Origin of the sequence: Saccharomonospora halophila 8 (assembly GCF_000383775.1) — a bacterium.
Taxonomy (GTDB): domain Bacteria; phylum Actinomycetota; class Actinomycetes; order Mycobacteriales; family Pseudonocardiaceae; genus Saccharomonospora; species Saccharomonospora halophila.
Genome location: NZ_KB912557.1, coordinates 115,435 through 123,020, shown reverse-complemented (window position 1 = coordinate 123,020; position 7,586 = coordinate 115,435). Strand labels below are relative to the sequence as shown.

Below are 7,586 nucleotides of genomic sequence, written 5' to 3'. Positions count from 1 at the left end.
CGCACCGTCGTGCACGGCACCGCGGCGTCCAGACCGAGCGGGCGGCCGGTGGCGAGCGACAGCACCGTGTTCTGCGGTGCCCGGTCGGCCTCCGGCCAGTGCACCACCGGGCGGTCCGCCCGGACCGGGGAGAGGACGGCGCCCACACCGAGCGCGAGCGTGACGAACGCCAACCCGACGAGGACGAGATTCCTGGCGGCAGGACGCATGATCGGGGACGATCTCATGCCGCCCGACCGCGTCCGCAGGCAGCTGCCGGGGTGTGCGACGGCCATAACACCGATCCTGGCCACGACACGGGTCAGCCGGCGGGCACCGAGACCTACGCGCCGACCCCACGACGCACCTGCTCGGGTCCGCGGCGGCTGAACCGGATCATCGGCAGCTGACGCGGCGCCTTGGCCCGGTACGTGGCGAAGGCGGGGCCATCCGTACGAAACGCTCGAACACCGCCGCACGGTCGGGCCCGGTCCGGCCCGATCGGTGCGGCGGGACGCCCTCCCGTACGGGTCCGCTCACGCGGGAGCCGCGCTGCCCGCCAGGGTGGGATAGTCGATGTAGCCGCTCTCGTCGCCGCCGTAAGCCTTGGACAGGTCGGGCTCGGTCAACTCGGTCCCGGACGCGAGCCGCGCGGGCAGATCCGGGTTGGAGATGAAGAGCCGGCCGAACGAGAGCAGGTCGGCCGTGCCCTCGTCGATGAGTGCGAGGTGTTCCGGGCCCGTCCGTCCGCCGGGCGTGGCCGGATTGAGGACCAGCAGGCCGTTCCACGCCCGGCGCAACTCCCGGGTGAATCCGGGCGCCTGCGACTCCAGCACGTGCAGGTACGACGGCTTGATGCCGTTCAAGCCCGTGATCAGGTGGTGGTAGGTCTCGGCGAGCTCGTCCTCCGCGATGTCGTTGAGCGGGTTCGCCGGTGAGATGCGGAGGGCGGTGCGGTCGTTGCCGATCGCCTCGGCGACGGCCGCCGTGACCTCGACCGCGAACCGGGTCCGGTCGCGGGGCGTGGCGCCCCACTCGTCCGTGCGCCGGTTCGCGTTGGTGGAGAGGAACTGGTGGATGAGGTATCCGTTCGCGCCGTGGAGTTCGACCCCGTCGAAACCTGCGGCGATGGCGTTGGAAGCCGCGTCGGCGAAGTCGCGGATGGTCTGGCTGATCTCCGCAGCGCCGAGTTCCCTCGGGACGACGAAGTCCCGGTGGCCGTCCGGCGTGAAGATCTGGCCCTCCGCCTGCACCGGGGACGGACCGACAGGGTACCGGGCGCTGCGGTAGTTGGAGGGATGGCCGATGCGGCCGGTGTGCATCAGCTGAGCGTAAATCACTCCGCCCTCGTCGTGCACCGCGTCGGTGACCGTGCGCCAGCCGGCGATCTGCGCACCGGTGTGCAGGCCCGGAGTGTTCGGATAGCCTTGGCCGACGGCGTTGGGCTGCGTGCCCTCGGTGATGATGAGCCCGGCGCCGGCGCGCTGCGCGTAGTACCTCGCCATCATCGCGGTCGGGGCGAGGTCCGCGCCGTATGCCCGGCTGCGGGTCATCGGGGACATGACGATTCGGTTCTTCAACTCCTGTAGGCCGACACGGCCGGGGGTGAATGCTGCCCGCACGCTTCCTCCTGGATTACTTGCTCGAACAACTAATACAGACTTTCCCGCGTTAACCTCCTCGTGTCAACCGATCCACCTATAAAACTTGCCCGAGCAACCATATGCGGTGTTCTACACTGGGCGGGTGAGCACGACGAACGACGACGCCGTCGAGGGCGCCCCGGAGTCAGGTGGTCGCCGGGTGGCCAGTGCCGGACCGGTGAGCCATGCGATCTTCCGGGTGGCGCGCATTCACAAGCTGCTCGCGGGGCAGCTGCTGCGCGAGGTGGGCCTGTATCCGGGCCAGGAGCTGCTGATGATGCGGCTCTGGGATGAGGGGCCGCAGCGACAGGCCGACCTGACCGCGGTTCTCGACGCGGATGCGCCGACTGTCGCCCGTTCCGTGCGGCGCCTCGAACGCGCCGGCTTCGTGCGACGCTCGCCCAGCCCCGTGGACGGGCGTGTCACCATCATCGAAGCGACACCGGCGAGCGTCGGGCTGCGGCAGGCCGTCGAGCGCATCTGGGCGGATCTCGAGCGGATGACGGTCGCGGACATGGACGACAGCAGGCAGGCGGACACCCTGCGCGCGCTCGAACAACTCGAACGCAACCTCACAGCCGCACAGGAGGATCGCGGGTAGTAGCCCTCTTTGCGCGAGCTTCGACGCGGAAATGGCGGTCCGAGAAGCGGACAGCGGGAAACCGGGACTCCGGAAGGTGGAGAGGGACGGACTCGAATCCCGAAGTGTGTGCCGGCCGACAGTCGAATGGCGACATGCCGGCCGGCGACGAGAGACGAGGCTGGTTCGACGACGACTGCGGCGCGGGGTCGTCGGACCATAGTCAGAATGGTTCTGGAGACGGGTTTACCGACCGATGACCTCGCCCCGGTAGGAGGCCAGGCCGCGGGCGACATCGTGAGCCTTGTTCAGCTCGGTGAAGTAGCGACGAATCGCGGCGTACAGCTTGCGCATGAACGACACCTCCCTTCGTACCGCGTCCGCCGTCCCGTCTGTTCGAGGAACCCGCGCACACTCCGACACCCGCGCTGCCGCGCTCGCACGATGTGGGTTGCCGGTACTTTCCTCGGCGATGGGGGACGTGGCCCAGTCGCACTTCCAATATGCCATTCGCACCCCTGGTCGCGCCAGTGGGAAGAATCGCAGTCCGGAGCTGTAATGAACGGGCTCCGGCAAGCGATCCTCCCAAGAGGGGTGTCCACGAACGGCCACTTTCGGGCTACCCCTGCCCGGCGACGGTGAAACGGCCCGGGCGCCCGCCCACCCGCCGGGCGCGGTTAGGCTCTCCGCACCGCCGCGGCCCTCGGCCGGCCCGACGTGCCGACGACGCAGCGGAGGCAGTGGAGGCAGCGGACCACGGCAACCGGGGGTATCGAGTGGGCGGAGAGGCCACGGCACCGGACGACCCGTTCGCACCGCCCGGACAGGCCTCCACCGGGGCGGCCGGGACGAAGGCGGGTCCGGCGGCCAAGGCGGTGTTCGACGAGGTCCGCACGTTCGCCCGGCAGGCCACCGCACTGCTGTCCGCTCCCGAGGTGCTCCGGAAGAACACGCACCGGCAGATCGACATCCTGCGCGACCGGCAGGCACGCGACGCGCTGAGCACCCGGCCGGTCGGCGAGCTGCGTGCGCTGCTCGGGAAGGGAGCCCGACTCGGCGCGCTGGAGGACGCCGGCTACCGCACGGTCGCCGAGGTCCTCGGCACGACCCCGTCGCGGTTACGGACGGTGCCGGGGATCGGGCCGCAGTCGGCGGAGCAGACCTCGGCGGCCGCACAGCGGCTGGCCGACGAGCTCCGGCGGGAAACCCGGATCCGTCTGGACCCGGACCGTCAGGACCCCGGCCAGACCCAGCTTCTCGCCCTCCTCGCGGCCGTGCGGCACGCGGACAGCGCCCGGACCTCCCTCAGTGCGGCTCTGAAGCGGTTCGAGCGGGAGACCACCGAGCTGCTGCGGCAGGCCGAACCGGCCGGGAGCCGCATCGGACTGTTCTTCCGCGGCCGTGCCACGAAGCGGACGGCGCTCGACGCGCTGGCCCGGCTCGACGCCCTTCTCGCCGACCCGGAGACACACAGCCTCCGCGACACCGTGCGGGTCCAACGCGAGGCCGCCGATCCCAAGTCCTACTCACCCGGCCACCTGTGGCGGGAGTACGCGGACGACGCCGCGAGCGTCAACGCGCTGCTCTCCACCCTCACCGGGCAGGGGGACGCCGACGAGACCGAGGCCGCACAGGGTTTCCTGCCCGAGGAACTCCGCCAGGAGATCACGGCCGTTCCACTGGACACGAGCCTGCTCACCGCGACCCTGCGCGGCTACCAGGTGTTCGGCGCCCAGTACGCGCTCCACCGGGAGTTCGCGATCCTCGGCGACGAGATGGGCCTCGGCAAGACCGTGCAGGCACTGGCGGCCATCACCCATCTGGCCGCGAACGCACAGACCCGGTTTCTCGTGGTCTGCCCCGCGAGCGTGCAGAGCAACTGGATCCACGAGATCCGCCGGCACACCACGCTGACCCCGCACAGCCTGCACGGTGCCGACCGGGACGCCGCCACGCGGCACTGGCGGCGCACCGGGGGCATCGCGGTCACCACGTTCGGCACCCTCGGCCGACTCGGCGGCGTCACCGACGACGGCCTCGCGATGCTGATCGTGGACGAGGCCCACTACGTCAAGAATCCGGAGTCGAAACGCTCCCGTACCGTCGCCGAGGTCGTCGACCGCGCCCAGCGGACCCTGTTCCTCACCGGCACCCCGATGGAGAACCGCGTCGAGGAGTTCCGCACCCTGGTCGGTTATCTGCAACCGCGCATCGCCCGCTCCCTGGACGCCACCGACGCCGTCGCCGGGGCGAACCGCTTCCGCCGCGCGGTCGCGCCGGTCTACCTGCGCCGCAACCAGGAGGACGTGCTCACCGAACTGCCCGACAAGATCGAGCTCGAGGACTGGGTGCGGTTCGGCCCCGGCGACGAGGCCGCCTACGAGGTGACCGTGCGCGAGCGCAAGCTCATGGCGATGCGCCAGGCCGCCTTCCACGCGACCGATTCCGCCAAACTGGAACGGCTCGACGAGATCGTGGACGAGGCCCGCGAGGACGGGCTCAAGGTCGTCGTGTTCTCCAACTTCCTCGCCGTCCTGGAGACCCTCCAGGAGCGGCTGGGAAAGGCCGTGGTGGGGCGGCTGACGGGATCGGTCGCGCCCGCCGCCCGGCAGCGACTCGTCGACACGTTCACCGCGCGCGACGGCCATGCCGTGCTGCTCAGCCAGATCGAGGCGGGCGGTGTCGGGCTGAACGTGCAGGCCGCGTCCGTGGTGGTCCTTACCGAACCGCAGTGGAAACCCAGCACCGAGGAGCAGGCCATCGCCCGCGCCTTCCGGATGGGTCAGATCCGCAAGGTCCGGGTACACCGGCTGCTGGCCAAGGACAGCGTCGACGAACGCCTGCGCGAGGTGCAGGAGCGCAAGAGCCTCCTGTTCGACGAGTTCGCACGCCGGAGCGAGGCGAAGGAGGCCGACCGCCGCGCGGTGGACACCAGCGAGCACCGGCCGGGGATGCTGGACGACGAAGACATCCCACTCAAGGAACGCATCGTCCTCGCCGAACGGCACCGGCTCGGCCTCGACGGCTGAACCGGAGCGGCCACGGTCACGCCGCGGAGAACGGGCCGCGGTACTCGTGGCTGTGCCGCAGCGTGCCGTCGAACGTGCCGAACGGTCCGGCCACCGCGGTCCCGGTGGTGACCGTTGGCGACCACCAGCGCGTCGTGGGAGCGCGGTGCCGCCGGTCAGTTGTTTCTGCGCCAGAGCGGTTTCCGGCAGTCCCCGTCCCAGCAGGAGTCCGACTCGGCCTCCTCGGTCTTGACCACGTCGAGGCGGATGTCGGTGTCGGTGGAGACCGGGGCGGGGGTGGGGTCCTGCCCCACCACCCGCCAGTTGGAGTAGTCGACGGCGAACGCGTGGTCGTCGACGGGGACGACGTCGACGGACTCGAAACCGGCCTCGACGATCCGGGAGTGCGCCGAGGACAGGATCTGTCCCCGCACGTCGGGGAGCTCGACCACCGTGGCGGGTTCGTCGGTCGTGCTGGTGGGCGGGGTGGGCCGTGTCGTGGTCGCGTCGGGTTCCGGGTCCGGCGGGGCCGTCGTGTCCGCAGGCGTGGAGGCAGCGGCGCCTGCGGTCGGCCCGGTCTCCGGCGTGTCGCCCGTGTCGTCGACGACCCCGACGAGGAAACCGACGGCCCCGACCACCGCCACCCCGACGACGAGCATCTGCTTCTTGTCGGCCATCTCGGCCCCGCCTTTTCGAATCCGCACCGATCTGATCCCGGGCGACTGATCATAGCCGCTGACAAGATCGTCCGAGAACTCCCGCGGATCGTCGGACCGCGCGGCTACGGTCGTGCACGCGAGCGACAGGAGGAGGCAGTCCGGTGGGCAAGGTTGTCATCACGGTCCAGATGTCGGCGGATGCGAGCATCGGCCCGGACATCGGGTGGTTCGAGGGCGGGGCACACAAGGACGCGGGCGAGCACGAGATTCGCCTCGCCGACGCGTTCCTGCTCGGCCGCAGGACGTACGAGGCGCTGGCGCCGATCTGGCTGGCGACCTCCGGCACCTTCGCCGAGAGGGTGAACGGGATCCCGAAGTACGTGGCCTCCCGGTCGGCACCGGGTGAGTCGTTGCGGTGGAACGCGACCCCCGTCGAGGGCGATCTCGCCGGGGAGGTGCGGCGACTGAAGGGGAAGCACGAGGGCGATCTGCTCACCTACGGTTGCGGCGAGTTCGCGTTCGAACTGGTCAGGCTGGGTCTGGCGGACGAGATCCGGTTCCGGGTCCACCCGATCGTCTGGAGCGAGTCGCGCCGGCCGTTCCACGGTCTGGGGCACGTGCGGATGAACCTGAAGAACTCCACGGTGTTCCGCAACGGTGTCGTCCTGCAGACCTACGAGCCGGTGGCGGTGGAGTAGCTCCCAGCCGGACGGTGTGCGGACCGGACGGCTGTGCCTACCCTGGACGGGTGCGGATGAGGCCGACGCTGAGCTGGACGCGGACCGGGGAACCGGCCGCCCGGACCACGGACCTGGGTGAGGTGGTGGAGACGGTGCGCCGCGGCGGGGTCGTGGTGCTCAGCGGGGCGGGGTTGTCCACCGAGTCCGGCATCCCCGACTACCGGGGCGCCGACGGGAGCCTGCGGCGGCACTCGCCGATGACGTACCAGGAGTTCGTCGCCGCGGCGGAGGGCAGGCGCCGGTACTGGGCACGCAGCCACCTCGGCTGGGCCGCCGTGGCGCGGGCCCGGCCGAACGCGGGGCATCACGCGGTCGCGGCGTTGCAGGCCGCCGGGTACGTCTCCGACGTGATCACACAGAACGTCGACGGCCTGCACCAGGCGGCGGGCGCCACCGACGTGGTCGAGCTGCACGGCAGCCTCGGCCGGGTGGTGTGCCTGGACTGCGGCCGGCCGGATTCCCGCGCGGCGCTCGACCGGCGGCTGCGCGCCGCGAACCCGGCCTTCCACGCGGAGAGCACCCGGATCAACCCGGACGGCGACGTCGACCTGCCCGAACAGGCGGTGCGCCGGTTCCGGCTCGTGGACTGCCCGGACTGCGGGTCGGACGTGGTGAAGCCGTCCGTGGTGTTCTTCGGGGAGAGTGTGCCCCGCGCGGTGGTGGACGACTGCTACCGCCGGGTCGACGAGGCGGACGCGGTGCTGGTACTCGGCTCGTCGCTGACGGTGATGTCCGGCCTGCGGTTCGTCCGGCGTGCGGCGGAGGCGGACAAGCCGGTGTTGATCGTGAACCGGGGCGAGACCCGGGGTGATCCGCACGCCCGCGCGCGGGTCGACCTCCCGCTGGGACCGGCGCTCACCGAGCTGGCCGAACGGCTCGGGTGTGCGGTGCCCCCCGCGGCCTTCCAGGGCCGATCCGGGACCTCGGCACAGGATCGAGGCCGGTCGGCCGGGTGATGTTCCGGGGCGGGAACGGAA

At 71.0% G+C, this 7,586-nt stretch carries 7 protein-coding genes; 4 read left to right on the top strand and 3 right to left on the bottom strand.

The annotated features are described in order from the left end of the window. Together SACHA_RS25450 and SACHA_RS21960 are read right to left on the bottom strand one after the other, a co-directional pair. Positions 1–209, bottom strand: a 209-nt coding sequence (locus SACHA_RS25450; RefSeq protein WP_198010147.1) for a hypothetical protein, incomplete at its 3' end; no start/stop codon positions are given. Positions 210–515: 306 nt separating this feature from the next. Continuing rightward, positions 516–1,601 carry an alkene reductase gene (locus SACHA_RS21960; RefSeq protein WP_039738930.1) on the bottom strand — a complete coding sequence of 362 codons (1,086 nt, stop codon included), beginning with the start codon at positions 1,599–1,601 and terminating at the stop codon, positions 516–518. 124 nt (positions 1,602–1,725) lie between these two features. Between SACHA_RS21960 and SACHA_RS0113010 the strand changes: the two genes are divergently transcribed. Together SACHA_RS0113010 and SACHA_RS0113000 are read left to right on the top strand one after the other, a co-directional pair. Beyond that, positions 1,726–2,223: a MarR family winged helix-turn-helix transcriptional regulator gene (locus SACHA_RS0113010; protein ID WP_020628630.1), complete on the top strand. Its 498-nt coding sequence runs from the start codon at positions 1,726–1,728 to the stop codon at positions 2,221–2,223. Between the two features lie 719 nt (positions 2,224–2,942). Further along, complete coding sequence (locus SACHA_RS0113000; protein WP_232211871.1) at positions 2,943–5,231, top strand: DEAD/DEAH box helicase; 2,289 nt, start codon at positions 2,943–2,945, stop codon at positions 5,229–5,231. 155 nt (positions 5,232–5,386) lie between these two features. Here SACHA_RS0113000 and SACHA_RS0112995 read toward each other — a convergent pair whose 3' ends face one another. Continuing rightward, the gene (locus SACHA_RS0112995; RefSeq protein WP_232211870.1) at positions 5,387–5,914 is read right to left on the bottom strand and encodes a PASTA domain-containing protein; all 528 of its coding nucleotides are present in this window, start codon (positions 5,912–5,914) and stop codon (positions 5,387–5,389) included. A 116-nt stretch (positions 5,915–6,030) separates the two neighbouring features. Between SACHA_RS0112995 and SACHA_RS0112990 the strand changes: the two genes are divergently transcribed. Continuing rightward, a complete protein-coding gene (locus SACHA_RS0112990) occupies positions 6,031–6,567 on the top strand; it encodes a dihydrofolate reductase family protein (protein ID WP_019810461.1) in 537 nt (178 codons plus the stop codon). A 56-nt stretch (positions 6,568–6,623) separates the two neighbouring features. Next, positions 6,624–7,565: an NAD-dependent protein deacetylase gene (locus SACHA_RS0112985; protein ID WP_051110225.1), complete on the top strand. Its 942-nt coding sequence runs from the start codon at positions 6,624–6,626 to the stop codon at positions 7,563–7,565. Positions 7,566–7,586 lie beyond the last annotated feature (21 nt).

Coding starts and splice junctions, on each gene's coding strand:
- SACHA_RS0112985 (WP_051110225.1), top strand. CDS start 6,624: ATGAGGCCGACGCTGAGCTGGACGCGGACCGGGGAACCGGCCGCCCGG.